Source organism: Billgrantia sp. C5P2 (assembly GCF_051062895.2).
Window position 1 is genome coordinate 2,491,866 of the sequence record NZ_CM128542.1, and the last position, 24,674, is coordinate 2,516,539.

22 protein-coding genes are annotated in these 24,674 nt (G+C 61.9%); 6 read left to right on the forward strand and 16 right to left on the reverse strand.

All coding sequences use genetic code 11. The features are described 5' to 3' along the window. Positions 1-18 precede the first annotated feature (18 nt). Positions 19-912 (reverse strand): transcriptional regulator GcvA, encoded by an 894-nt coding sequence (gcvA, locus tag ACRWQA_RS11440; RefSeq protein ID WP_434228514.1) that lies wholly within the window; start codon positions 910-912, stop codon positions 19-21. A 121-nt stretch (positions 913-1,033) separates the two neighbouring features. Here gcvA and amaB point away from each other — a divergent pair, with 121 nt between their 5' ends. Then, the gene (gene amaB / locus ACRWQA_RS11445; protein WP_434228516.1) at positions 1,034-2,527 is read left to right on the forward strand and encodes an L-piperidine-6-carboxylate dehydrogenase; all 1,494 of its coding nucleotides are present in this window, start codon (positions 1,034-1,036) and stop codon (positions 2,525-2,527) included. A 72-nt stretch (positions 2,528-2,599) separates the two neighbouring features. Further along, positions 2,600-3,880, forward strand: coding sequence for an L-pipecolate oxidase (amaA, locus tag ACRWQA_RS11450; protein WP_434228517.1), 1,281 nt, complete (start codon positions 2,600-2,602; stop codon positions 3,878-3,880). Positions 3,881-3,947: 67 nt separating this feature from the next. Here amaA and ACRWQA_RS11455 read toward each other — a convergent pair whose 3' ends face one another. Next, the gene (locus ACRWQA_RS11455) at positions 3,948-4,430 is read right to left on the reverse strand and encodes an Lrp/AsnC family transcriptional regulator (protein WP_434228519.1); all 483 of its coding nucleotides are present in this window, start codon (positions 4,428-4,430) and stop codon (positions 3,948-3,950) included. 326 nt (positions 4,431-4,756) lie between these two features. Here ACRWQA_RS11455 and nhaC point away from each other — a divergent pair, with 326 nt between their 5' ends. Then, positions 4,757-6,238: a Na+/H+ antiporter NhaC gene (nhaC, locus tag ACRWQA_RS11460; protein WP_434228521.1), complete on the forward strand. Its 1,482-nt coding sequence runs from the start codon at positions 4,757-4,759 to the stop codon at positions 6,236-6,238. Between the two features lie 126 nt (positions 6,239-6,364). Here nhaC and ACRWQA_RS11465 read toward each other — a convergent pair whose 3' ends face one another. The 11 genes from ACRWQA_RS11465 to ACRWQA_RS11515 all read right to left on the reverse strand — a co-directional run bounded on the left by ACRWQA_RS11465 (position 6,365) and on the right by ACRWQA_RS11515 (position 16,368). Continuing rightward, positions 6,365-7,120, reverse strand: coding sequence for an SDR family NAD(P)-dependent oxidoreductase (locus tag ACRWQA_RS11465; protein ID WP_434228523.1), 756 nt, complete (start codon positions 7,118-7,120; stop codon positions 6,365-6,367). 44 nt (positions 7,121-7,164) lie between these two features. Then, positions 7,165-7,923 carry an SDR family NAD(P)-dependent oxidoreductase gene (locus tag ACRWQA_RS11470; RefSeq protein WP_434228525.1) on the reverse strand — a complete coding sequence of 253 codons (759 nt, stop codon included), beginning with the start codon at positions 7,921-7,923 and terminating at the stop codon, positions 7,165-7,167. A gap of 53 nt (positions 7,924-7,976) precedes the next feature. Further along, a complete protein-coding gene (locus ACRWQA_RS11475) occupies positions 7,977-8,606 on the reverse strand; it encodes a short chain dehydrogenase (RefSeq protein ID WP_434228527.1) in 630 nt (209 codons plus the stop codon). Further along, the gene (locus tag ACRWQA_RS11480) at positions 8,603-9,316 is read right to left on the reverse strand and encodes a GntR family transcriptional regulator (RefSeq protein WP_434228528.1); all 714 of its coding nucleotides are present in this window, start codon (positions 9,314-9,316) and stop codon (positions 8,603-8,605) included. The genes ACRWQA_RS11475 and ACRWQA_RS11480 overlap by 4 nt, the downstream gene beginning before the upstream one ends. 47 nt (positions 9,317-9,363) lie before the next feature. After that, on the reverse strand, positions 9,364-10,383 hold the full coding sequence (locus ACRWQA_RS11485; protein ID WP_434228530.1) for a proline racemase family protein: 1,020 nt from the start codon (positions 10,381-10,383) through the stop codon (positions 9,364-9,366). A 58-nt stretch (positions 10,384-10,441) separates the two neighbouring features. Beyond that, positions 10,442-11,923: an aldehyde dehydrogenase family protein gene (locus tag ACRWQA_RS11490; protein ID WP_434228532.1), complete on the reverse strand. Its 1,482-nt coding sequence runs from the start codon at positions 11,921-11,923 to the stop codon at positions 10,442-10,444. Between the two features lie 47 nt (positions 11,924-11,970). Continuing rightward, entirely contained in the window at positions 11,971-13,218 is a 1,248-nt protein-coding gene (locus ACRWQA_RS11495; RefSeq protein WP_434228533.1) for an NAD(P)/FAD-dependent oxidoreductase, read from the reverse strand. A gap of 61 nt (positions 13,219-13,279) precedes the next feature. Next, positions 13,280-14,152 (reverse strand): 4-hydroxy-tetrahydrodipicolinate synthase, encoded by an 873-nt coding sequence (dapA, locus tag ACRWQA_RS11500; protein WP_434228535.1) that lies wholly within the window; start codon positions 14,150-14,152, stop codon positions 13,280-13,282. 35 nt (positions 14,153-14,187) lie between these two features. Beyond that, positions 14,188-14,850, reverse strand: coding sequence for an amino acid ABC transporter permease (locus ACRWQA_RS11505; RefSeq protein WP_434228536.1), 663 nt, complete (start codon positions 14,848-14,850; stop codon positions 14,188-14,190). 10 nt (positions 14,851-14,860) lie between these two features. Next, positions 14,861-15,532 (reverse strand): amino acid ABC transporter permease, encoded by a 672-nt coding sequence (locus ACRWQA_RS11510; protein ID WP_434228538.1) that lies wholly within the window; start codon positions 15,530-15,532, stop codon positions 14,861-14,863. Positions 15,533-15,543: 11 nt separating this feature from the next. Then, positions 15,544-16,368: an amino acid ABC transporter ATP-binding protein gene (locus ACRWQA_RS11515; protein WP_434228539.1), complete on the reverse strand. Its 825-nt coding sequence runs from the start codon at positions 16,366-16,368 to the stop codon at positions 15,544-15,546. Positions 16,369-16,852: 484 nt separating this feature from the next. Between ACRWQA_RS11515 and ACRWQA_RS11520 the strand changes: the two genes are divergently transcribed. Beyond that, positions 16,853-17,680, forward strand: a complete 828-nt coding sequence (locus ACRWQA_RS11520; protein WP_434228541.1) for a substrate-binding periplasmic protein — start codon at positions 16,853-16,855, stop codon at positions 17,678-17,680. 130 nt (positions 17,681-17,810) lie between these two features. Here the strand turns inward: ACRWQA_RS11520 and ACRWQA_RS11525 are convergent, their stop codons facing one another. Beyond that, complete coding sequence (locus tag ACRWQA_RS11525; protein WP_434228542.1) at positions 17,811-18,731, reverse strand: LysR family transcriptional regulator; 921 nt, start codon at positions 18,729-18,731, stop codon at positions 17,811-17,813. A 170-nt stretch (positions 18,732-18,901) separates the two neighbouring features. Between ACRWQA_RS11525 and aptA the strand changes: the two genes are divergently transcribed. Next, on the forward strand, positions 18,902-20,242 hold the full coding sequence (gene aptA, locus ACRWQA_RS11530) for an omega-aminotransferase AptA (RefSeq protein ID WP_434228544.1): 1,341 nt from the start codon (positions 18,902-18,904) through the stop codon (positions 20,240-20,242). A 36-nt stretch (positions 20,243-20,278) separates the two neighbouring features. After that, the gene (locus ACRWQA_RS11535) at positions 20,279-21,769 is read left to right on the forward strand and encodes a CoA-acylating methylmalonate-semialdehyde dehydrogenase (protein ID WP_263583740.1); all 1,491 of its coding nucleotides are present in this window, start codon (positions 20,279-20,281) and stop codon (positions 21,767-21,769) included. Positions 21,770-21,858: 89 nt separating this feature from the next. On the opposite strand, the gene hglS is transcribed toward ACRWQA_RS11535, so the two are convergent. Then, the gene (gene hglS, locus ACRWQA_RS11540; protein WP_434228546.1) at positions 21,859-23,220 is read right to left on the reverse strand and encodes a 2-oxoadipate dioxygenase/decarboxylase HglS; all 1,362 of its coding nucleotides are present in this window, start codon (positions 23,218-23,220) and stop codon (positions 21,859-21,861) included. A gap of 2 nt (positions 23,221-23,222) precedes the next feature. Next, positions 23,223-24,494 carry a 2-aminoadipate transaminase gene (locus tag ACRWQA_RS11545; RefSeq protein WP_434228548.1) on the reverse strand — a complete coding sequence of 424 codons (1,272 nt, stop codon included), beginning with the start codon at positions 24,492-24,494 and terminating at the stop codon, positions 23,223-23,225. Positions 24,495-24,674 lie beyond the last annotated feature (180 nt).

The window sequence follows — 24,674 nt, forward strand, 5'->3', positions numbered from 1 at the left end:
GCCAGGGGCGCTTGCCGTTTACCCTCTCGCCATGCGCTCGCCAATCCAGTCGATGAAGGCCCGCACCTTGTAGAGCTCGGCCATGTGCTCGGGATAAGCCATGTAGTAGGCGTCCCGGCTCTTCAGGCTGAAGGACCAGGGAACCACCAGCTTGCCCTCGTCGATCTCCTCCTGGGCAAGAAAGCGCGGCACCAATGCCACCCCGCAGCCGGCCTGCGCCGCCCGCAGCGCCATATAGAAGGTATCGAAGCGCGGCCCATGGTAGCTGTGCTCCGTGTACTGGTCCTGGGCAGCGAACCAGTCGTGCCAGGCTTCCGGCCGGGTGGTGCTCTGCAGCAGTACCAGCCGGGTCAACGCCAAGGGCTCCTCCACGCTCATTCCCTCCAGGGCCTGCGGGGAGCAGACCGGCACGATCTCCTCGTCGAGCAGCTTGATGCACTCGGCCCTGGGCCAGGCGCCATGTCCGAAGAAGAAAGCCACTTCCACCCGTTCCTGTTGCATGTCAAATGGCTCGACGCGATTGCTGATGTTGAGGTTGATGTTCGGATGCCGAAAGCGGAAGCCGTTGAGCCGCGGTATCAGCCAGCGCGCGCCGAAGGTGGGCAGGGTCGCGACGTTGAGCACGTCGGCCTCACCGCCATAGGACTGCATGTAGCGCGTCGACATCTCGACCTGGGCGAGGATCTTGCGCGCCTCGCTCAGGTAGATCGCCCCTTCGGGTGTGAGATGCAGACGGCGTCGGATCCGCCGGAACAGTGGGTGCTCCAGGATCGATTCCAACTGCGCGACCTGCTTGCTCACGGCGCTCTGGGTCAGACTCAGCTCGTCCGCCGCGCGGGTGAAGCTCAAATGACGGGCTGCCGCTTCGAAGCACTGCAGCCCGGCCAGGGAGGGGAGATGTCGTCGACTCATGTAGCCTACACAGCATGAAATTAAGGAATGATATATGTCGTAATCATCGCTTGTTGCCGCTTGCCGACGCTAGCAATACTTGGCGCCATGACATTCATTGACGATAACGATAGGAGAAAGAATGATCGAATCCCTGATGCAACGTCTCGGTGTGGCGCCCGAACAGTACCAGCACGGAGAGATCGCGGTCTCCACTCCCATCGATGGCAGCGAAATCGGTCGCGTGCGCATCGCTACCCCCGATGAAGTCGACACGGCCATCTCCAACGCCCAGCAGGCGTTCGAGGCCTGGCGTCAGGTACCTGCCCCGCGCCGCGGCGAACTGGTACGCCTGTTCGGCGAACAGCTGCGCCGTCACAAGGAGGACCTTGGCGCCCTGGTGACCTGGGAGTGCGGCAAGATCCTCCAGGAAGGGCTCGGCGAAGTGCAGGAAATGATTGATATCTGCGACCTGGCCGTGGGTCAGTCGCGCCAGCTTTACGGCCTGACTATCGCCTCCGAGCGCCCCGGGCACCACATGCGCGAGAGCTGGCACCCGCTCGGTCCGGTGGGCCTGATCACCGCCTTCAATTTCCCTGTCGCACCCTGGGCCTGGAATGCGGCGCTGGCGCTGGTGTGCGGCGACAGCCTGCTGTGGAAACCCTCCGAAAAGACGCCGCTCTCGGCCCTTGCCTGCCAGGCGCTGCTCGAGCGCGCCATGGCCGAGTTCGGCGACGACGCGCCGCAGCACCTCAGCCAGGTGATCACCGGCGAGCGTGCCGCCGGCGAACAGCTTGCCGACGATCCCCGCGTTCCCTTGATCAGTGCCACCGGCAGTACCCGCATGGGTCGCGAGGTAGGTCCACGCGTCGCCTCTCGCTTCGGCCGCAGCATCCTCGAGCTCGGCGGCAACAACGCCATGATCCTGACGCCCAGCGCCGATATCGACATGGCCGTGCGCGCTATCCTCTTCTCGGCGGTGGGTACCGCCGGCCAGCGCTGTACCACGCTGCGCCGCCTGATCGTGCATCGCTCCATCAAGGAGGATGTCGTGGCCCGCCTCAAGCAGGCCTATGCCGGCATCAGCATTGGCGACCCGTTGAAGGGCAATCTGATCGGCCCGCTGATCGACCACCAGGCCTTCGATACCATGCAGCAGATGCTGACCCAGGCCCGCGAACAGGGTGCCACGGTATTCGGCGGCCAGCGCGAGCTCGCCGAACAGTATCCCGAGGGCTACTACGTGGCACCGGCCATCGTCGAGGTCGACGGCCAGAATGACCTGGTGCGGCACGAAACCTTCGCGCCGATCCTCTACGTCATCGGCTACGAAGAACTCGGTGAGGCCATCGCGCTGAACAACGACGTGCCCCAGGGGCTTTCCTCCTGCATCTTCACCACCGACGTGCGCGAGGCGGAAACCTTCGTTTCCGCGGTGGGCAGCGATTGCGGCATCGCCAACGTCAACATCGGTCCCAGCGGGGCGGAGATCGGCGGCGCCTTCGGTGGCGAGAAGGAAACCGGCGGCGGCCGCGAATCGGGCTCCGACGTGTGGAAGAGCTACATGCGTCGCCAGACCAATACCGTGAACTACTCCCGGGAGCTCCCCCTCGCCCAGGGCATCAAGTTCGATTGACCCTGCTGCGTCACGGCCTCGGCGCAGCGGCTCGCCGAGGCCTTCCCAACCGCTCCAAGCACGGGAGGCACCATGAAGGAACGCTGTCTCTGGCACGATACCTCACCGGAGCCGCTTCTCGATCTGGGCACACTGCAGGGCAACCACACCACCGATGTGCTGGTGATAGGCGGTGGCATCACCGGACTCAGCACCGCCCTGCACCTGGCCGAGGCCGGCGTCAGCGTGACCCTGATCGAAGCGGGCGACGTGCCCAGTGGCGCTTCGGGGCGCAACGTCGGGCTGGTCAACGCGGGCTTGTGGATCCCGCCGGATGACATCCTCGAGGTTCTTGGCGAGGAGGTGGGCGAGCGTGCCAACACGATCCTCGGCGGCGCACCAGCGGTCGTCTTCTCGCTGATCGAGCGACATGGAATCGAATGCCAGGCGACCCGCACCGGCACGTTGCATCTGGCCCATAGCGGCAGGGGCGACCAGGAATTGGCACGCCGCGCGGAACAGCTTCAGCGACGCGGCGCCCCAGTGGAACTGCTAGATGCAGATGACTGCCAGCGGCTCGTGGGTACCCAGCGCATCCGTCGCGCCCTCCTCGACCACCGTGCCGGCACGCTGAATCCTACTGCCTATACCCGCGGCCTGGCACGTGCCGCCAAGGCGGCCGGCGCACACCTCTACACGCACAGCGCCGCCACCGGGGTCAGCCGAGCGGGTGAAGATTGGTGGGTCACCAGCACCCACGGCAGCGTCAAGGCTCGACGCCTGGTACTTGCGACCAACGCCTACACCGAGGATCGCTGGAACGAAATCCGCCATCACTTCTTTCCCGGCTATTTCTTCCAGGTCGCCTCCCGGCCGCTCCCCGAGGAACTGGCCGACGACATCCTGCCCGAGCGTCAGGGCGCCTGGGATACCCGGATGGTACTGAGCAGCATGCGCCGCGACGCCGAGGGCCGCTTGATCCTCGGCAGCTTGGGCAAGGGAGACGGCAAGCCCGCCGCCTTCCTGCGCTGCTGGGCCAACCGCATCCAGCGTCACTACTTCCCCCAGTTGGGCAACGTCGAGTGGGAATGTAGCTGGAGCGGGCGAATCGGTTTCACGCCCGACCATACGCTGCGCCTTTTCGAACTCGCCCCTGGCGTATTGGGAGTGTCGGGGTACAACGGTCGCGGCATCACCACCGGCACCGTGGTGGGCAAGGGCTTTGCCCAGTACCTGATCACCGGGGATGACGATGCCCTGCCCCTACCGCTCCGCACCCCCAGGCCGATACGCGCCAGGTCGCTGCGAAGCTCCGGCTACGAAGGGGGTTTTACGCTCTACCACACCGGGCAGTGCCTGCGGGTACTGATCTAAGAGGGACATTGCCTCTGGCGAGACACCGGAAAGAGACCGAGCCGGCCGGCAATCGCCCTTCTATCGCTCAAGGAAAGGCATCGATGGGAACCGGCACCGTGACTTCATCCTTGACGAGTTCCATCACCACGAAGGAGTGCGTCTGATGAACATTCGGCAACCGGCCAATCTGCTGCACGAGTACGGCACGGTAATGAGTGATGTCGTGGGTTCTCACCTTGAGCAGGTAGTCGAAATTCCCCGCCACCATGTAGCAGCCCTGCACTTCGGGAATGAGGCGCACGGCCTCGTTGAAGCGTTCCAGGGCGTCCTCGCTGGTTTTCTCCATGGTAACGAGCACCACCAGCACATGCCCTGCGCCGAGCTGCGCCGGGTCCAGGTCGGCTCGATAGCCGCGAATGATCCCGGCCTCCTCGAGCCGACGCACGCGCTGGGCACAGGGAGTCTTGGTGAGGTTGACCCGACTGGCCAGTTCCACGATGGAAAGACGCCCATGCTCCTGCAATTGGTACAGGATACGGCGATCGATGCGATCCAGCTTGGTAGCCATATTGCCTACTCATAAGGTTTTCAAAGGACAATAGTAAATGAATCTAGCGTTATTTAGAGCCTATTCCTAGTCATTTTGACCAATACTGAGCCTGTAAGACCTGCCGATGGCAGGGGCGCATTATCTGGAAAATAGGGGAGGAAGCGACTGCCCGATCACGAGGATATCCGGCGATTCCAGCCACCGAGTCGTACCGATCCCTGAGATAACGGGATCGCCAGGCTGGACATCGATCAAACAACGAGATGAGAAGCAACACGTATCAACCCCAGGGTAATGACATGACAAGTCCAAAAGATCCAAAAGCTTATAAGCAGCCAGGCCTGATGCTGGCGCTGACCCCCGTCGTCCTGACACTGCTGGTACTGGCGGTGCAACTGTTCTATTTCGGTGATTTCACCCCTCACATCCCCCTGGCCATCGGTTTGGCGATTACGGCGCTGGTGGGGGTCAAGCTCGGCTTCCGCTGGAAACAGATCGAAGAGGGGGTCTTCCACGTCATCCACGTGTCGCTGCCCTCCGTCTCGGTGCTGATCTGCGTCGGCATGATCATCGGCGTTTGGATCGCCAGCGGCACCGTGCCGACCCTGATCTACTACGGGCTGACGATACTCTCGCCGACCATCTTCCTGGCAGCGGCCATGCTGCTCTGCTCGGTCGTATCGCTGGCGCTGGGCACTTCATGGGGTACGGTCGGTACGGTCGGCCTGGCCCTGATGGGCATCGGCGCCGGCTTCGATATTCCGATGTACTGGACCGCCGGCGCGGTGGTATCGGGCGCCTTCTTCGGTGACAAGGTCTCGCCGCTGTCGGATACGACGAACCTGGCCCCGGCGGTCACCGGCACGGACGTTTTCTCCCACATCAAGAACATGATGCCGACGACGATCCCGGCAATGCTGATCGCCTTCGCCATCTACCTCGGCGCTGGCTTCACCCTGATCGACGATAACTCCGCCTCCTTCGACCGGATCGATGCCATCACGGCGGCGCTGCAGGCGAACTTCACCATCTCGGCCTGGCTGCTGCTGCCGGCGGTGCTGGTCATCGTGCTCGCGGTCAAGCGCATGCCGCCCATCCCGTCGTTGTTCGCCGGCGCCCTCGCCGGTGCGGTTACCGCCATGGTCGTGCAGGGGGTCGGCGTACACGACGTATTGACCTATGCCAACAGCGGCTATTCGATCGACACCGGCGTCGCGGCCATCGACAGCCTGCTCAACCGCGGTGGCATCCAGTCGATGATGTGGACCATCTCGCTGGTGCTCATTGCGCTGGGCTTTGGCGGTGCGCTGGAAAAAACCGGCTGCCTGGAAGCGATCATCCGCGCCATCATGACCAAGGTGCGTAGCTTCGCCGGGCTGCAGACCTCGGCCGTACTGACCTCGGTTTCCACCAACCTGGTCGCCGGCGACCCCTACCTCTCCATTGCCCTGCCCGGCCGCATGTATGCCCCCACCTACCGCGGCATGGGCTATTCGACCCTGAACCTGTCGCGCGCCATCGAGGAAGGCGGCACGCTCATCTCACCCCTGATTCCCTGGAACGCCGGCGGTGCCTTCGTGATCAGCGCCCTCGCGCTCGGTATCGCCGACGGCAACGTCGAGAACCTGCTCTACATCCCGCTGGCCTTCGCCTGCTGGCTGTCGCCGGTAATCGGCCTGATCTATGCGCAGACCGGCCTGTTCTCACCGCGGGCCAACGAGGAAGAGCGCCAGCTCTGGCAGGAACAGGGCGAGGCCGTCGCAACCGACCTCGGCGCCGCCGCTGGCGAGGCTGCGACAAGCACCGCCCCAGCGCGGGCAAGCTGAGTCAGTGCCCCGGCGTCGACCGGGGCCATACCATCAACCCAGCAGGCTTGGCCTGCTGGGTTTCATATTTGTGGAAGGGGGTAACTGCAATGCCTTGGTCGCATGCGCTGCATACAAGCGCATCAATCAGGAAACGGCTTGTGCGCCGGTAATCTCAACAGCTCCGCCGCACAGGAAGGGTGCCTCATCGGACCCCAGGAAGGCCACGAGCGCGGCGACCTCCTCCGGCTTGCCGATCCTGCCGAAGGGCACGAGCCTCTCGAGCTCCTCAACCGTCCTGCCGGTCTTCTCCAGGCCCGAAACGAGCATGGGCGTGCAGATCTCGCCCGGGCACACTGCGTTGACACGAATGTTGTGGCAGGCCACGTCCCGGGCAAGGCTCTTCGTGAACGACACCACGGCAGCCTTGGTCACGTTGTAGGCGATGTGGCCAGGGGCGGGATGAAGTCCCCACTGAGACGCAGTGTTGACGATCGCCCCACCCCCCGCATCGCACATGTAGGGAACTGCCACGCGGCAGAGGTAGAACATTAAGTGTAAATTCACATCGAAGCTCGTGTGCCAGTCCTCCACCGAAACTTCCGTGATGTCTCCACGGCGATTGAGACCGGCATTATTGACCAGCACATCTATCCGGCCGTAACGTTCCACGACACTGCCGATCAGACGAGTGCAGTCGCCCTCTTCGGCAACGTCGGCAACCATCTCCACCGCAAGCCCCCCACTCGCCTCGATCTCCTCCCTGACGACTGCAGCCAGCTTTTCGTCGCGATCGGCCACGACGACGACAGCACCCTCGGCAGCCAAACGACGACAGATGGCACTCCCGATCCCGCCACCTCCTCCAGTTACCACCGCGACCTTGCCCTGAAAGCGTGACATCAACGTGTCTCCTTGTGATCCGATATGCAGTACAGCCTGTTTTCTCAACGGATATAGCTGCCACCGTTGACGTCCAGGGTGGCGCCGTTGATCGAACGCTGGGAAGGGTTCAGGCAGAACGCTACGAGTTCAGCGACCTCTGCGGGGGTGGCGATGTCACCCAGGGGAATGTCCGCGACGGCGGCTTCGAAACCGTGCTTGGTAATGTAATTTTCAGCCATCTCGGTCCTGACCCAGCCCGGAGCGATACAGGTGGCAACGATTCCCCTATTGCCGAAGGAACGGGCGATGGATTTCGTCAGGTTGACCAGCGCCGCCTTGGTGACCCCATAGGGCAGCGCCTCGGCGCTGTAGCCACGCTGAGCGGCCCGGCTAGCCATGCTGATGATCTTGCCGCCGCCGTGTCGAGAGAAATGCTCAATGGCAAGGCGGCTCAGGTCGGCCGCCGCCTGTACGTTGATCTGGAACTCCCGGCTCCAGGCGGCATGCCATTCGTCCCAGTCGGAATCGATGCTGACCTCCGTGCGAACGCCGGCATTGTGAACCACGGCATACAGCTTCGAGACTTGCTGCAGGCAGCTCTCCCACAGCTCCCTGGGGCCCTCACGTGAAAAGAGATCCGCCTGGACCATTGCTCCCCTGCCCTCGATGCGCTCGAGCAACTGCTCGGCAGCTCGCCGATTGGCCCCGTAATGGATAACGGGGAAGCCACCCTGATGAGCGATCTCCTCGACAATGGCACTGCCGATACCGCCCGATGCCCCGGTAACGAGCACATTCATCCCATCGAGACTGGAACCCATTGTGTTCCCCTCGCATTATTGAATCGTTGTGAAAACGCGCCGCTAACTCGTCTTCACCAGACCTTCAGGACCTGGCCGTTGACGAGGGACTCGACGCTGCGGCTGTAGGCAAGGGCGACATCCTCGGCCGCTACCGGCTTGAAGCCGCGAAAGAACGGGCCGTATTTGCCGAGGGACTCGCGCAGCACGCTGGGGCTGACGATGTTGATGCGCATGCCGCGTGGCATCTCCATGGCTGCGGCCCTGACGAAGGCGTCGAGGGCACCGTTGACCATGCTGGGCGAAACACTTCCGGGCACTGGATGCTCGTTGAGAATGCCGCTGGTCAATGTAATGGAGCCGCCATCCACGAGATGGTCCCGGGCGCACTGCGCCACGTTGATCTGCCCCATCAGCTTGTTCTCGATGCCGATCCGGTGTTGGGAACTTTCCAGCGGAGCCGCCTCCAGTTCTTCGAATGGAGCGAAGGTGGCCTTGCCCAGTGTGGTGATGACGGCATCAAGTGGGCTCAACTGCTCGAACGCACGCCGGATTGATTCCGGGTCGGTGATATCCAGTTGGACGTCGCCGCTCTTGGTGCCAGCCGTGACGACATCATGGCGCTGCAACAGGTTCTCCTTCACAGCAGAGCCGATCGTGCCACTGCCACCGATGACGAGGATCTTTAGCCGCTTGGAACTCATACCTCCAACTCCTCTCTATTATCCAGCCAGTCAAGGCTCAATCCATTGGTGTGGCTCTTGTTCAGGTAATCGATGAAACGCCTACGGAAGAGCTCCGTATGTTCATGCGCAGCCATTTCAGCCTTTTTCATGTCCTTCTCAGAAATGGCTGTGATGATGTCTTCGTGATCGTTGCCGATGGTGCGTGCAAGGTCGCTGACAATGAAATTCAGCTGCAGATGAATCAGCCGCTGCCCCTCATCGAGCAGGTTTTCGTAATACTGCGTCAGGTAGGGATTTCCAGCCGCCCGGGAAATGCACAGATGAAACTCCTTGTTCTTCTCCGACATCAAGCAGAAGTCGGAGGCATCGACCGCAGCCATATATTCCTGGTTCTTGGCGCAGATCTCTTCCAACTGGGCATCGCTCCTGAAGCCTGCCGCCAGCCGAGTCACGGCCCGCTGGATGAGATCGAGCGCGTCCAGGTAGCGCGGCAGGCCCTCGAAGTCGATCGGCTTCACGATGACGCTCCTGTTGCTGAGAACCGTCACCAGACCTTCGCTGTGCAAGCGGGCCAGGGCATCGCGAACCGGTGAGCGTGACAGGTTAAAGCTCTCGGCCAGAGAGACTTCATCCAGCGGACTTCCCGGCTTGAGCTCGAGCGTCAGAATCTTTCGCCGCAGCGTCTCGTAAACGTAGCGACCGCCATGTCTTTTCGTTGCGCCAGCCATATACGTCTCTCTCCATAACGGTAATTTCTTATTTCATTATCAGGTTATCACTCTTTCCCCCAGGTATCGGACAGGGTAAAGCCCTCTGCCAGGGGATCGGCCGGGTCGACACCCAACTGATGAAAGCCATAGATCCAGGCACGCCCGGTCACGCTGGGCAACACCGCCTGCCTGCCGGCAATCGAAGTAATCTCACGTGCCTCGATCTGGAACTCGCTCCCGATGATGGAGCGGGACACGAGCCGGTCGCCCTTGCTGACGCGCCCTCTCGCCAGCAGGGTCGCGAGGTTGGCCGAACTGCCTGTCCCGCACGGTGAACGATCCACCCGCCCCGGCGGAAGCGTGGTGCAGGTCTGGTAAACCTTCTCTTCCAGGCGATTGCGAAACATGACGTAGGCCACGCCGCGTATCGAGTCCAGCACTGGGTGCTGTACGACGATCTCGCGATTCACGACCTTCCTGATCATGGCACCGAGTTCCGCAAGCCTGTGCGCATTCTCCGGCTCGATCTCGAGCCCGACCTGATCCACGTCGACCAACGCATAGAAGACCCCGCCAAAGGCGATATCGAGCCTGATGCTGCCCAGGCCCGGTACCTCGACGATCCGGTCGAGGGTATCGACGAAGGCCGGTACTATATCCAACTTGACGCTGGTGCAACGCCCGTCGGAGCAGTACGCCTCGGCCGCAACGAGACCCGCCGGCGTATCGATGACGACCCGAGTCACCGGCTCCTCCATCCTGACCATGCCCAGCTCCAGCAGGGCCGTGACCACGCAGATACAGTTGCTGCCGGACATGGGGTGCGCCTTGTCGGCCTGAAGCACGATCATGCCGGCATCCGCCTCGGGCAGGCGCGAGGGAAGCAGCAGGTTGACCGACATCTGCAGGCAACCCCGCGGCTCCAGGGTGACGAAGCGCCGCAGGGAGTCGTCGACCTCATTGATGTAGTTCATCTTGTCGAGCATCGACTCACCGGGCAGGTCCAGCACGCCCCCCGTGATGACCTTGCCGACCTCTCCTTCACAGTGTACGTCCACCAACTGCAGTGTTTTCTGCCAGCGCATGATGTCCTCGACTCGGCGATGCTCATGATCCGCGCGCGGCGGCGCGGAAAGATACAAGTTACTTGATGAACCAGCCCCAAGGCTTGTCGCTCACGTAGCTGGTGATCTGCTTGGTCTCGAAATAGTTCTCGTAACCCCATTCGCCAAGCTCGCGACCGATACCGCTCTTCTTATAACCGCCCCAAGGGGCCTCGACGAAGGTAGGCTGCGAGCAGTTGATCCAGATGATGCCCGCCTCGAGATTGCGCGCGACGCGCTCGCAGCGCTCGAGATCCTTCGACATCACCGCACCGGCCAACCCGTACTCCGAGTCGTTCGCCAGGCTGACGGCTTCCTCTTCCGTGACGAAGCGTCGAATGGCCACCACGGGACCGAAGATCTCCTCACGCCAGAGTTCGCTCTCCACCGGCACGTCGACGAAGATGGCGGGTTCGAGGAAATAGCCCCTGTCGAAGCCGGCAGGGCGGCTGCCGCCATAGGCCAGCGTGGCGCCCGCCCGCTTGCCCGCCTCGATGGCGCCGGTCACCTTTTCGTACTGTGCGGCATTGACCAACGGGCCCAGCAGCACGCCCTCTTCCATGCCATTGCCGATCCTGAGCTTGCGAGACTCCTCGACGAGTCGCTCCAGCAGCCGTGGATAGAGGTTCTCCTGGATCAGTACCCGCGAGGTGGCGGAACAGACTTCGCCCTTGTTCCAGAAGATGCCGAACATCAACCACTCGACAGCCGCTTCCAGGTCGCAATCGTCGAAGATGATCAGCGGCGACTTGCCGCCGAGTTCGAGGCTGATATTCTTGATGTCCTGGGCGGCGACCTGCATGAGCCGGCTTCCGGTCGGCACGCTGCCGGTGAAGGCGACCTTGTTCACCAACGGGTGCTCGGCCAGGGGCGCACCGGCCTCCTTGCCCATACCGGTCACGATGTTGACCACACCGGGTGGAAGTCCGGCTTCGTGACAGATGTCGGCGAGTTCGAGCGCCGTCAGGGAGGTGACCTCAGAGGGCTTGAGCACGATGGTGCAGCCTGCCGCGATGGCGGGCGCCACCTTCCACGAGGCCATCAGCATCGGGAAGTTCCATGGTGTGATAGCGGCCACCACGCCGACGGGCTCCTTGACCGCCTTGGAGACGAAGCCCTCCATGGAGAGCTCGACGCTGCGCTCCGGCACCGCATCGCTGCGCTCGGCAAGTTCGGCATAGAAGTCGAAGCAGCCGGCGGTATCCTCGATGTCCCAGACGGCCTCCGGCAGAGGCTTGCCGTTGTCCCTTACCTCCAGTGCCGCCAGGTGGTCTAGACGCGCCCGGATGCCCTCGGCGATGCGGCGCAGGTAGCCTCCCCGCTCCCTTCCGCGCAGTCTTGGCCAGGGGCCATGATCGAAGGCCTCGCGCGCCGCCTTGACGGCTGCATCGATATCTTCGGCGCTGGCCGCCCCGACCCTGGCGACGACCGACTCGTCGCTGGGGTCGATGGCCGGGAAGGAATCGCCTTTCGAAGGCTTGACCCACTCCCCATTGATATACAGCTTGTCGTAGGAATCCATTGGTCCTCTCACTTTCTTGACGTTCCTGCTTCACGCTCTTTCTCGAGCTAGAACCGTGAAGCACGGAAAGGCGTAATGTCCTCGGCGCTCTTTCTACCCTGCAGCAGGTCCGCGATCAGCCGCCCCGTAGTCGCACCCAGCGTCAGGCCGAGCTGACCGTGACCGAATGCCATGGCGGCATTCGTAAGCTTCGGAGACTTGTCGATGACAGGCTTGGTATCGGGCAGGAACGGACGGAAGCCGACGCCGAACTCGACATCGGAGATATCGAGCGACGGCAGTATCCGCTTCGCCTTCTCCAGGATGATCCTGGCTCGCTCGTAGTTGGGCTCGGCATTGTCGCCGGCGAACTCGATGGTGCCGCCGATCTGCAGCCCTCGGGTCATGGGCACGAAACCGAAGCCGCCATCGGCATAGACCGTCGCGTGCCTCAGCTCGACGCCGGCATTGCGTACCACGGCCTGGTACCCGCCGATGCCCATCAGCGGCACCTTGACCCCCAGCACCTCGAAGAAGCGCTTGCTACCGTTGCCCGCGGCAACCACCAGTTGGTCCAGTGCGATGGCGCGGCCGCTCTCGAGACGAATGCCGGTTGCCCTGCCCTGGCTCGCTTCGATGCTTTTGACCGATTCCTGCAACCTCGTCCCGCCCTGGTCGACGAAGCTCTTCGTCAACGCGGCGATAAAGCCTTCCGTGTCTCGCACCGTGCGCCAGTCGGAGAGCAGCAGTCCGTGGGAAAACTTTCCCGCCATTGCCGGCTCGAGCTCACCGATCTCGTCCGCTCCCAGCGACTCCACCTTGAAGCCCAGCTCGCGCCGCAGCGCTATGTAGGCCTGCTCATGCTCCAGGCCAGCACGAGTATCGAAGACTTCCAGCGTCGGCTGCGACCCAAGCAGGTCCTTGTCCTCGCACCTCTCGAACAAGCTTGCGTAATCCTGGTAGACCTTGCTCGTCAGGGTGGCGAGCTCCTCGGCGATAGTGTCGATGCGGGAGCGGCGCGCATTGGCCAGGAACCGCATCATCCAGGGCAGCAATGAGGGTATCGCAGTCGGCCTCAGCGCCAGGGGCCCCTTCTGATCCAGCATCCAGCCCGGTATCTGCTTGAGGATACCCGGCTTGGACAGGGGCACGATTTCGCTGACGGCCATCTGGCCACAGCTCCACTTGGCCGTGCTTTCTCCAGGTGCCTCAGGATCCACCAACATCACGCTATGGCCTTCACGCTGGAGATACAGGGCACAGCACACTCCCACAATGCCACCACCAATCACCACAGTGGACGGAGCGACGCTCATCGAATACCCCTTGAGTAGGGGCAGGAACGCACGGTTGCGAACGCTCCTGCCAAGTCTTTGATCAAACGAGTTCGTAGGCCTTTCTGAACTCGGCCTTCTCGGCCTCGCTGAGAGGCTGAAGCGGCATTCTGGCCTTGCCCACCGGGAACCCGCTGAGCTCGCAGCCATACTTGATCTTCTGAATGAACTTGCTCGTCTCGAGGCTATTCATCACCGGGAAGATCTTCTCCGAGATGCTCTTGGCACCTTCGAGGTTGCCAGCCTTGAACTCATCGTAAAACTTGATGATATTCTCCGGCATGATATTGGCCGGCGCACTGATCCAACTGGTGGCGCCCCAGACGAAGAAATCCAGTGCGATATCATCCGAACCGCAGCAAAGGTCGATCTTGCCCTTGTACTTCGTGCCGATGTCGATGGCCCGCATCAGCTCACCGCTGCTCTCCTTGATCGCAATCACGCGCGGATCGTCCTGCAGGCCATCCAGGACACCGTAGCCCAGCTCGATGGCCACCCGCATTGGATAGTTGTACAGCACGACCTCGACATCGGGTACGGCTTCGAGAATGGCGCGATAGTGGCCAAGCAACTCCTCTTCCGAGGGAACCGAATAGAAAGGCGGAGCGATCAATACGGCATCGTAGCCCGCATCCCGGTTCTGCTTGACCTGTTCGATGACTTCTCGCGTCGAGGGCGCGTTGGCCCCGGCGATCAGCAAGCCACGATTGCCGACCACCTCTCTCACTGTCTTCAGCACTTCACGACGCTCTTCGTTGGTCAGTGCATAGGACTCGCCGGTCGAGCCAAGCGGCACGAAACCGCTGGAACCGAGTTTCAACTGGTGCTCGACCAAGTCAGCCAGCACCTGGTGATTGACACGATCATTGTCATCAAAAGGAGTGACGAGTGCGGGGAGAATGCCTTCAAGCTTCATTATAAAACCTCCGGTTCAAGCGTTATCAATCGGATTCAGGTAAAGCGGAACAGCAGCCGCTGTTCGACCAGGTCGACCAGACGGGTCATGGGGAAAGCAACGATGAAATAGATGATGGCCGCCGCCGTCAGGAACTCGACGGGGCGAGCCGTGCTGGAAGATATGTTGGAGCTGACGAACATCAGGTCAGCGATACCCACCGAGGAGATCAGCGCACTCTCCTTGAAAAGCGCAACGTTGTTTGACATCAGCGGCGGTATAGAGCGCAGCAGCGCTTGCGGGAAGATGACATTCACGGCCTTGACTCGAAAGTTCAGGCCCAGGGCAACACAGGCATCATGCTGCTCTCCGGAAATGGACTTGAGCGCGCCACGAAACGTCTCACTGGTGATCGCCGCCATGAACAGCACCATGGCCAGCAGTACCGACACATAGGGGTGAATATCCTGGCCGATGACCAACGGCAGGCAGAAATAGATCCAGAACAGCTGAATCAGCATTGGCGTACCGCGAAAGAATTCCACGTACAGCCGCGCCGGCCACTTGAGCGCACGGAAAGGCGACACTCTCATGAGGCTGATGACAAAGCCCAGCAAGGTGCCAATCAGGGCGGCACTCACCGTGAAGAGCAACGTAATGCCGAGGCCATGCAGCAGGACATCCCAATAGCTGAAGACGCGCAAGAAATCGAAGCCCATGTTGTTCTCCTCAACGCTCTACCGAGGCATCCTGCCGACGCTCAAGATACGTTACGACTTGAGAGATCGGCAGCGACATAAGAAAGTAGATAACAGCGACAGCCGTAAAGACCTCGAGCGGTCGATAGGTATCGGTCGCCAGCATCTTTCCGGCGTACATCAGATCGGCAACCGCCACGATGGCAACCAGCGCGCTCTGCTGCAGGATGGTGATGCCGTTGGTCATCAGCACCGGCACCGCATTCCTCAGCGCCTGAGGAAATATCACGTAAATCGTCTTGTGCCAGGACCCGAGCCCCAAGGCGACACAGGCATCATGATGCTCCTTGGGTACGGCCTGTATACCTGCACGATATGCCTCGGCATTGAAGGCAATCAGGTTGAGCCCGAGCGCCATCACTCCCATGGTGATGGGATCGAGGAAGACGTTGAAGATGATCGGCACGCAATAGAAGAACCACACTATCTGTATGAGCACGGGCGTGCAGCGAAAGAACTCGATGAACATCTTCGCCGGTAACCGCAGAATCCAGAGCGGTGCCATGGCAAGCAGGCAGACAAGGAAGCCGAGCGTCAGACCGAGCGCGTTGGCACCCAAGGCCAGCAGGAAAGTCGTCTTCAGCCCTTCGACAAGCGGCCCGAAGTTCCCCAGCAGAACGCTGAAATCAAATACGTAGTTCATTGCTGGTCACCTCACTTAAGATGCAAGACCTTGTCGAGGAAGTCCCGGGTTCGCTCCTGCTTCGGATCATTGAACATGATCTCGGGATCGCACTTTTCCACGACCTTTCCATCAGCGATGAAGACCGACTCAGTAGCGATCTTCTTGGCAAAATACATGTCATGCGTGACGATCATCATGGCCATTTTCTGCTTCGCCAAGTCCAGCATTACCTTCTCTATCTCGGCCACCATTTCCGGGTCCAGCGCAGACGTTACCTCATCGAATAGCATCAGCCGAGGCTCGAGCATCAGTGCACGGGCTATGGCGACACGCTGCTTCTGGCCACCGGACAGCTTACCGGGATAGCTATACAGCTTGTCCTCCATCCCGAGTCGGGCGAGGTACTCTCGGGCCCGGTCCTCTGCCTCTGACCTGGCCATGTGACGCACCTTGATGGGCGACAGCGTCAAGTTGCTCATTACGGAAAGATGCGGGAAGAGCGTGTAGTGCTGGAAGACCATTCCAATCTTTCTACGAACGGCCATGTCCGTGCATGTGTGCCCTTTTCTGTTCACGGTGATATAAGGCTTGGAATCGAAGTGGATCTCTCCATGGTCGATCTTCTCCAGCCCCATCAGCACGCGCAACAAAGTGCTCTTTCCGCTGCCGCTCGGACCGATGATGACCAACCGGTCCCCGGCCTTCATCTGCAGATCCATCTCGTCCATCACGCAGGTGTCGCCAAATCGCTTGGTCACACCCCTGAACTCGATCAACGGACTGGCTTTATCGCCACTCTGGTTGGCGGCAGTCATTTCTGCCTCTTGTTTGTCGATAGCCTTCGCCATATTCATCTTCGTCTCCGAACCGCTTTGTCTATTGTGTCAAGGAGATGCGCAAGTAGCCGGCGCTACCCATTGATGGCTGGAGTTTCTGGCCACACGGCCTGGGGGTTGAGAACCATGAGCCCTCCCTTGTTCTTGTTGGGGTTGTGATTTTCTACTTTCTGTGTGCAATTCTGCATACAACTCTAGGCAGCGTCTCATGAGCGTGTCAAGACGGGCATCAAAAAAATAATTGGAGCCTCCTCGATCGATTGAAAATGCGTTTGGACAGCTACCTGTCTCAAGGCTCCACAGCCCATCCGCACGGGGCCAGGCGGACAATTTCATGTGCGTGTTGACTTGCCGAAATCACGACCCTACAGTTGTATGCAGGTCTGCATACCAATGATTAGACCTACCTGTCGGCGAGCAATGACACCGACAAACCTACTCCTCGGCATGACCCGTGAACCTGCTACGGATTTCATACATTTTAAAAACAAGGGTTTATGAAATGAGAAAGTTCAACAAACTGCGTCTTGTCACCGCTGCCTGCTGTACCGCTGTCTTGGGTTTTAGCTACGCCTCTTCGACTATCGCGGCGGAAACCACGTGGGAACAGGTCAAGGAAGCCGGCTCTCTCCGGTGTGGCGCGGCCATTGCGGCCCCCTACGTAATGAAGGACCCGAGATCCAACTCCTATAGCGGCTTCTTCGTGGAGATGTGCCGTGAATTCGCGGATCACCTAGGTGTCGAAGCGAACTTCGTTGACACTAACTGGGACAACATCGTCGCGGGTGTTCAGAGCGGCCGCTGGGACCTGGCGATGGCTCTCAACGAAACACCGGAGCGGGCCAGGGCTGTCTCGTTCTCCGAACCGGTCTCCTTCTACGAGGTTTCCTTCCTTTACAACAAGGACAACCCCAAGCTCTCCGGGGACGTAGCCAATCTGGAGGACATCGACAAAGCGGATATAACGATTGCCGTGATGTCCGGCACCGTGCAGGACAAGGCAGTCAGCGAGAGCATGGAGAACGCCAATATCATGCGCCTCCCCGGAATGGATGAGACACGACTGGCGGTCATGTCCCGACGCGCCGATGTCCTGGCGGATGCCAACGACACCAACCTTCTCTTCCACCATGCCAACCCTGAGTGGTCGGTGATCATGACTCCCGACCCTTCTCTCGCCGCACAGGGCGTGGCCTTCGGTATGAACCAGTCGACTCCCGAGGCAGATGTGCAGGAGCTGAATGCGTTCATACTGGAGAAGCGTGAGGCTGGCGAAGTCGATAGAATGATCGACGATGCCGCAGCACTTGCCGCCCAACAGATGGACTGACGCGGTACTGCCCTACTCTCCCGGAATAAGAGGCTCAGCGGCGTCGGCACTGAGCCTCTTCTTTATGCAACAGGGAATTACGTGCCGCCGCGCCAAAGGCGCGGCCTTGCCAATCGAGCATGCGAGGGAGTCATTCGCGTATCAGGTACCTCAGCTCCTCGAGATAGGTTTCCAGCACCAGGTTGGGCGGGGCCCCCTTGCGGGTAATGGCGCTGTAGTGGGTGAGGTAGTGCCATCGCTCGGGGTTCAGGGCGCGCATCCTGCCACTGCCCACCCAGCGCTCGGCGTAATGGGTGGGCAGGTAGCCGATATAGCGATTGGAGAGGATGAGAAAGGCGATGCCCTCTCGGTCCGTCGCCGAGGCGGCGGCCCTGAGGGGCTCATGCAACGCCTTGACCTCCGCCGTCTGGGCATAGGCGGGCACCACGGCGTCGCAATTCGCCAGTTGCCGCTCGGTCACTGCTTCGCTATCGAACAGGGGATGCTCGGAGGCGCAGTAGAGCTGCGAGGTCTCCGCATACAGCGAAAGATAATCGAGCCCCGGCAAAGTCTTGAGCGCGGGTATCACCCCGGTATGCAGGCGGCCGTCCAGTACGGCCAGCTCTATGTCGCTGGGCGGGATCATGCGAATGTTGATACGCACGTCCGGACCGCGCTCCTTGAGCGCGCTGAGAGCATTGGTGATGTGCATCTGAGGCATGGTCACCAGATTGTCGGTGATGCCGATGTTGAGTTCGCCCTTGAGCCAGGCATGCAGGCCGTTGACGCGGGTGCGAAATCCTTCCACCGCGGCCAGCAGTTGCATGGTGGCTTCGTAGACTTCCGCCCCCTCGTCGGTCAGCGAGAAGCCACTGCGCCCACGCTGGCATAACCGCAGGCCAAGCCGCGTCTCGAGATCGTTCATCGCCATGCTGATGGCAGCACGACTGATGTTCAGCTCCACTTCGGCGGCGGAAAAGCCGCCGCATTCGACCACCTTGCGGTAGATCTTCAGCAGGCGCAGATCGGCATCGCTGGGCTGGGCCGACAGGGCCTCCTTGCGGCGTGACATGAGCGTTTCCCTTCCTTCATGAGGTACTGCTTCGAGAGTATCGCCGCCGTGGAAGAAAGTTAAGCAATCACTTGCATGAGATTAAAAACATCTGGATTTAACTTAGCACCGACCCGGACTAGCCTGCTTGCATAGAATCAATAACAGCAATGCCAACAGAGGGTGCTGCCATGACAGTTCGAGAGACTCTGCGCGCTGGCCTGAGCCAGGAGCAGTTGGACGCCTACTGGATGCCCTATACCGGCAACCGCCAATTCAAGCGTGACCCGCGGATCATCGTGGGCGCCGAGGGTAGCTACTTCACCGATGCCGACGGTCGCCGCGTCTTCGACGCCCTCTCCGGCCTGTGGACCTGCGGCGCCGGCCATGGCCGGCCCGAGATCACCGAGGCCGTGGCCCGGCAGCTGCAGCAGTTGGATTACGCCCCGGCCTTCCAGTATGGCCATCCCAAGGCCTTCGAGCTGGCCCACCGCATTCGCGGGCTGACCCCGCAGGGGCTCGACTACGTGTTCTTCACCGGCTCCGGCTCGGAGAGCGCCGACACCTCGCTGAAGATCGCCCGCGCCTACTGGCGCAAGAAAGGCAAGCCGACCAAGACCAAACTGATCGGCAGGGCCAAGGGCTATCACGGCGTCAACTTCGGCGGAATCAGCCTGGGTGGCATCGGTGCCAACCGCGTACTGTTCGGCCAGGGCGTCGATGCCGACCACCTGCCCCACACCCTGCTTGCCGAGAATGCCTTCACCAAAGGCATGCCCGAGCAAGGCGCCGAGAAGGCCGAGGAGCTGCTGGAGCTGATCGCCCTGCACGATGCTTCCAACATCGCCGCGGTGATCGTCGAGCCCCTGGCCGGATCGGCCGGCGTGATCCCGCCACCCAAGGGCTACCTGCAGCGGCTGCGAGAGATCTGCGATGCGCACGACATCCTGCTGATCTTCGATGAGGTCATCACCGGCTTCGGCCGCATGGGCTCCATGACCGGCGCCGAAGAATTCGGCGTGGTGCCGGACATCATGAACGTGGCCAAGCAGCTGACCAACGGCGCAGTTCCGATGGGCGCGGTAATCGTGCAGGGCGAGATCTACCAGACCTTTATGGATCAGGGCGGCCCCGACTACATGCTCGAGCTACCCCACGGCTACACCTATTCGGGCCACCCGGTGGCCTGTGCCGCGGCGCTGGCGGCCCTGGACGTGCTCGAGAACGACCGCCTGATCGATCGCGTGCGTGAGATGAGCCCAGTGTTCGAAGCCTCGCTGCACGGCCTCAAGGGCACTCGCTATATCAGCGACATTCGCAACTACGGGCTCGCCGGCGCCTTGCAGATCGAGAGCTACCCCGGCGAGCCGGCCCGGCGCCCCTTCGAGATCGCCATGAAGTGCTGGGAGAAGGGCTTCTACGTGCGCTACGGCGGCGATACCATCCAGCTCGGCCTGCCCTTCATCGTCGAGCGCGACGAGATCGACCGGCTCGTGAATGTACTGGGTGAGACCCTCGGCGAACTCGACTGAATACAACAGACACTCGTTTCATCTAGAGGTAATGCAATGACTACGCTCGGCCACCTGATCAACGGCGCACGCATCAACAGCGAAGGGCGCACCCAGGACATCTTCAATCCCTCCACCGGCGAGGTCGCCGGCCAGGTCAGCCTGGCCAGCAAGGCCACCGTCGAGGAAGCCATCGCCGCCGCCCAGGCCGCCTACCCGGCCTGGCGCAACACGCCGCCGGCCAAGCGCGCGCGCGTCATGTTCCGCTTCAAGCAGTTGCTGGAAGAGCATGCCGACGAGATCTGCCGCCTGATCGGCCAGGAGCACGGCAAGATCGTCCACGACGCCCAAGGCGAACTGCAGCGCGGCATCGAGAACGTGGAGTATGCCTGCGGCGTGCCGGAGCTGCTCAAGGGCGAGCACAGCAAGAACGTCGGCCCGGGCATCGACTCCTGGAGCGAGTTCCAGCCGCTGGGCGTGGTCGCCGGTATCACGCCCTTCAACTTCCCGGCCATGGTCCCGCTGTGGATGTACCCGATGGCCATCGCCTGCGGTAACACCTTCGTGCTGAAGCCGTCCGAGCGCGACCCGAGCTCGACGCTGTTCATCGCCGAGCTGGCGCTGGAGGCGGGCCTGCCCGCCGGCGTGCTGAACGTCGTCAACGGCGACAAGGAAGCCGTCGACGCCCTGCTCGACGATCCGCGCGTGCAGGCCGTCAGCTTCGTCGGCTCCACGCCGATCGCCGAATACATCTACGGCCGCGCCAGCGCCAACGGCAAGCGCTGCCAGGCCCTCGGCGGCGCCAAGAATCACGCCATCGTGATGCCCGATGCCGACATGGACAACGTCGTCAACTCACTGACCGGGGCCGCCTTCGGCTCATCGGGCGAACGCTGCATGGCACTGTCCGTAGCCGTCGCCGTGGGCGACGCCGCTGCCGACGCCCTGATCGCCAAGATGCAGGAGCAGATGCAGAGCCTCAAGGTCGGCCCCTTCGCCGACGCCGGTAACGATTTCGGCCCGGTGATCACCAAGGCTCATCAGGAGAAGGTCTGCGGCTACATCGACAGCGCCGAGACACAGGGTGCCGAGATCGTGGTCGATGGCCGCGGCGTGCAGGTGCCGGGCTTTGAAAACGGCTTCTATGTCGGCGGCACCCTGATCGACCGCGTGACCCCCGAGATGACCTGCTACCAGGAGGAGATCTTCGGCCCGGTGCTGCTGGTGGTTCGTGCAGGCTCCATGGAGGAAGCCATGAAGCTGATCGACGATCACGAGTACGGCAACGGCACCTGCATCTATACCCGCGACGGCGAGGCCGCCCGCTACTTCAGCGACAACATTCAGGTCGGCATGGTCGGCATCAACGTACCGCTGCCGGTACCGGTCTCCTACCACAGCTTCGGTGGCTGGAAGCGCTCGCTGTTCGGCGACCTGGCCGCCTATGGGCCGGATGCCGTGCGCTTCTACACCAAGCGCAAGACCATCACCCAGCGCTGGCCGTCGGCTGGGGTCCGTGAAGGGGCACAGTTCTCCTTCCCCTCCTGACGCCAGGCAATAGCATGATGAAGCCGAACCAGGTCTCCTGGTTCGGCTTTTTCATTCATTTTTGCTCCTTCCCTCGGAGCGGCGGCCATTCAACCGACCAGTGCCTTCAATACCGTTTCGCGAGAAACCCGCTCACGCTCGGCATACAGCGCCAGCTCGTCGGCGACCGGTGCCCCGAGAGCCTGCTCGAAGGCTTCGCGATTGGCACTACCGGCATAGGTGCCGCTGTGCCCACCGCCCAGATTCGACTGGAAGATTCCGGCCGCACTCACCGGCAGGAAGTCCTCATAGGTCAGCGGCCAGGCCGTGACCAGGCCACGCTCGATCAGCTCCTCCAGGTTGCCGCTCTCCACACGCCCGGCGGCCTCACCGGCTTCGGTGAGGCGGTAATGGCAGAACGCCAGGCCCTCACGCCGCAGGGTCTTCTCGTCATCGGGGAAGTCGGCGAAGATCTCTTCGAGTACGCTCTGATGCGCCGCGTTGTCGAGGCCGGCGGTGCGGCGCCGTGCATCGCCCAGCAGGCTGTCGTAAAGCTCACGCCCCCTGGCGGTCAGCGCCATGCCGCGCTGCTCGACCTCACCGAAGCGGGCGGTATGTGTGCCCTGCCGCTCGCCGGCAAAGCGAATCTCCTCCTCCAGGGCCTTGAAGCTGGTCTGGCGCAGCAGTATCGGGCAGGCGCGACGGGGCGGCCCTTCGATAACCGCCTTGGGATTCATGCCGGCATCGGGCATGCGTCGCTGCGTCTCGTCGATGTTCAGCGTGCGCGGCGTCAAGTGGTTGATATGCGGCCCGCGAAAGCAGACCACGTCGGCGATCAGGCGATGCTCGGCGTGCAATGCTTCGTAAGTCTCCAGATCCACCGTGGCATCGCGATGCCAGCGGAAGGTCTCCAGGGCCTCGGCGATGAAGCGCTCGGCCTGCTCCTCGTCGAGCCCGCCCTGCGCTTCGTGCAGTTCGATCGACGCCCGACAGCCGTCGGTGAAGATGTCGCGCCGGGCCAGAATGGCGGCGGCGCGCTCACGCAATGCCTGGCTCTCGATCAGCTCGAGGCGCAGCAGCGAAGTGAAGATCCGGAACGGGTTACGGGCCAGTGCCGCATCGTCGATCGGGCGGAAAGCCGTGGCGTGTACCGGCACTCCGGCCGCGGAAAGATCGTAATAGCCCACCGGATGCATGCCCATGACCGCGAAAAGGCGGCGCAGCACGGCCAGCTCCCGTGCCGTACCCACGCGGATGGCACCATGGCGCTCGGCACCGAGGCGTTCCAGCTCGCCGTGAGCGGCCAATCGCGCGGCCAAGGCGGGGTCGGCCTCGAGTGTTTCCCGATTCACTCGCTCGACCAATTCGAGCAGGGTCCCGTACTGAGGCACCTCGGCCTGGTACATGGCCGACATGGCCCGGGCGAAACGTTCGCGAATGTCATCGGAACAGAGGAAACGGGACGCGGGCACTTTCATGCCTCCTTGATATCGAGTTGAATGAGTGACTCCAGGGCATGCTCGATGCATGCGAGCCCTTCCGTCATGATTTCGGGTTCAGCAGTGAGTGGCGCCAACAGGCGCAACACGTTACGCCGACGGCCGCTCGGCATCAGCAGTACACCGGCCTCACGCGCCGCCGTCAGCAGCGTGGCTAGATGCTCGCCGCCGCTGGCCCGGATCGTATCCTCGAAGACGATCCCGCGCATGGCTCCTATCCCGGTGAGCTTCCCCACCATCGGAAAGCGCCCGCTTGCCTGCCAGCGCCGATGAGCCTCGACGATCAGCGCCTCCTGGCGCGCTCCCCAGGTGGTCAGGGCTTCCTCGCTCATCAGCGCCATCACCGTCCGCGCCGCAGCACAGGCCATGGCATTACCCGAGTAGGTGCCTCCCAAACCGCCCTTGGGAACGGCATCCATGAGTTCCGCCCTGCCCGCTACCGCGGCCAATGGCAGCCCCGCCGCCATGCTCTTGCCCATCAGCAGCAGATCGGGCTCGACCCCCAGGTGGGAGAAGGCGAAGCGGGTCCCGGTTCGCCCGAAACCCGACTGGATCTCGTCGAAGATGAGCACGATGCCGTGACGATCGCACACGTCGCGCAGCCGCATGGCGAAGTCACGACACAGCAACCGGAAGCCACCCTCGCCCTGGACCGGTTCGACAATGATGCATGCGACCTCATCGGCAGGCGTTGCGACCTCGAAGAGGCGCTCCAGGGCGGCCATGGCCTGGTCGGCATCGACACCGCTATCGCCACTGGGGAAAGGCACGTGGTACACCGGACCCGGCAAGGCGCCCAGCCGGTTCTTGTAGGGCTTCACCTTGCCGTTGAGATTCAACGCCGCCAGCGTGCGCCCATGGAAGCCGTCATCGAAGGCGATGACCGTCTGCCGTCCGGTCGCCGCGCGCGCCACCTTCAGTGCGTTTTCGGTGGCCTCGGCCCCGCTGTTGGTCAACATGCAGGAAAGCGGATAGGAAACGGGCACGAAGGTGGCCAAGGCTTCGGCAACCTCCAGATAGCCGCGGTGCGGCACGGCATTGAACGCCGAATGCATCAGCGTATCGACCTGCGCCTTTACCGCCTCGACGATGACGGGATGCGAATGGCCCAGGTTGAGTACGCCGATGCCGCCAACGAAGTCGATGTAACGATTGCCGCGCTCATCCCACACCTCGGCATTGCGCCCCCGCTCGATGCAAACGGGATGCACGACACCCAGGGCCTGGCTGATATGAGGAAAGTCCATGTCGAATGCCTGCACTCGTCAAAGGTCAAGTGACCTCAATGAGAACAGACGGCTGGCCCGCTCCACAAACGAAAAAAAGACGCCTATGCATTCCCAAAAGTCATGCTGAAAGGCGTCTTTAACGTACTCGGGCGGGTTTTCAGGTAGATGGAGGTACGACAAAACCCACCCATTCCTGAA